This is a genomic window from Thiohalocapsa sp. (assembly GCF_019695415.1).
Lineage (GTDB): Bacteria > Pseudomonadota > Gammaproteobacteria > Chromatiales > Chromatiaceae > Thiohalocapsa.
Genome location: NZ_JAIFKJ010000263.1, coordinates 1 through 1,835 on the forward strand (window position 1 = coordinate 1; position 1,835 = coordinate 1,835).

Consider the following 1,835-nt stretch of genomic DNA (forward strand, 5'->3'; position numbering starts at 1 on the left):
TATCCGCGGTGCTCGGCGTCGTGCTGATCGTCTATTCGGCGGCGAGCCTCGCGCATTTCCGGATCGCCATTCCGCCGAAGCACGAGACCTGGGCGGGCGCGCTCTCCGGCGCTGCGACGGGCGTCATCACCGGCATGACCGGATCGAGCATCGTCCCCGGCGTATTCTTTCTGCAGTCCCTCGGCCTGCCGCGCGCCGAGCTTGTGCCGGTCATGGGCATGCTGTTCGGCGCCTGCGCGGTCACGCTCGCCCTCTCGCTCGGTCAAATCGGCATTGTCACGGGCGAAACGCTTCTCGTCTCCACCGCCGCGCTGATCCCGGCACTGATCGGCATGGAACTTGGCCAGCGCTTCGGCAGACGCCTGCCAGAGGAGGTGTTCCGCCGCCTCCTGTTCCGCGCGCTCATGCTGCTCGGCCTCTACATTATCCTGCGCGCGGCGCTTTGATGCCGCAAACGGACAATTTCTTGAGTCTCAAAACAGGATAAACTCCAAAATTCCGCAAGGCTAATGGGTCTGGCTTGCAGGAATATGACATGCTAGCCTGCCCACGTGCGGTAATTAAGCACAGTGTCGCGCGTCAGGATATGAGCCCGCAAAAGCGGCCTCTCCGGGAAACACAAGGCAACGAATCAAGGAGGCTCCTTTGTATAAACAAATAATGGTTCCCGTAGATCTGACACACATCGAACATTTAGATAAAGCATTGCAGACTGCGGCTGATCTGTCGAAGCATTACGACGCTCCGGTAACTTATGTTGGCGTCACGCCGGAAACGCCCAGCCCGGTTGCGCATAATCCACAAGAGTTTGCGCAAAAGCTTGAAGCTTTCGCCCAGGAGCAGGCCAACAAATATGGCCATCAGACTTCTGCAAAAGCCTATGCCAGCCATGACCCCGCGATCGACATCAACGACACGCTGCTCAAGGCGTTGCACGAGACGGGGGCCGATCTGGTGGTCATGCAGTCGCACATTCCAAACGTGACTGATTACATCTGGCCGTCGCACGGCGGCTCCGTGGCCTCGCATGCCGATGCCTCGGTTTTCCTGGTCCGCTAGGAAAGATTTTTCTGGCAAACTTAACAAGGCCTGAAAGAAAAAGCAGAACAGGGGAAGAACATTGACTACTGACACCGACGTCGAAGCCGTCCCAAGTCCTGAAGGGCCGGCCGATATCATCGAGACCGATTACGAGATCGGTCAGGACAACATCAGACCGAGGATCGGGCCGTTCGGCCTCGATATCCACAATCCGGTGTTTCTCATCTCCGGCCTGGTGGTCGTCGCCTTCGTCGTCATCACCATCATATTCCAGGAAAGCGCCGCGCCCGCCTTCGATGCGACCCGCAAGTTTCTGACCTCGAACCTTGACTGGTTCTTCCTGTCGGCCGGAAACATCTTCGTGCTCGTCTGCATCGCCTGCATCGTGCTGCCAATCGGCAGCGTGCGCCTCGGCGGGCGCGATGCGACGCCGGATTACAGTTACCTCGGCTGGTTCTCGATGTTGTTTGCCGCCGGCATGGGCATTGGCCTGATGTTCTTCGGCGTGCTGGAGCCGGTCTACTACTTCGGCACCCCATGGGGCGACCAGCCGCTTGGGCGCGAGTTGGGCATTGTCGACGGCGAACTGGCCGACCCGGCCACGATCGAAGCGGCCCGCCAGACCGCGACGGCCGCGACCATCTTCCACTGGTGCCTCCACACCTGGGCGCTCTACGGCATAGTCGCGCTCGGCCTTGGCCTGTTCCCGTTCAACAAGGAGCTGCGACCCCCCAACCGTTAGCCGTTATCACCGAACTTAGTACCGCACCTATGCGGTCTCTAATCACCACCTA

At 59.6% G+C, this 1,835-nt stretch carries 3 protein-coding genes; all 3 read left to right on the forward strand.

The annotated features are described in order from the left end of the window. Nucleotides 1-446, forward strand: a 446-nt coding sequence (locus I6U14_RS07600) for a TSUP family transporter (protein WP_296898188.1), incomplete at its 5' end; no start/stop codon positions are given. 199 nt (nucleotides 447-645) lie between these two features. After that, nucleotides 646-1,059, forward strand: coding sequence for a universal stress protein (locus I6U14_RS07605; protein WP_296898189.1), 414 nt, complete (start codon nucleotides 646-648; stop codon nucleotides 1,057-1,059). Between the two features lie 61 nt (nucleotides 1,060-1,120). Then, the gene (locus I6U14_RS07610) at nucleotides 1,121-1,783 is read left to right on the forward strand and encodes a BCCT family transporter (protein WP_296898190.1); all 663 of its coding nucleotides are present in this window, start codon (nucleotides 1,121-1,123) and stop codon (nucleotides 1,781-1,783) included. The last annotated feature ends 52 nt before the right edge of the window (nucleotides 1,784-1,835 follow it).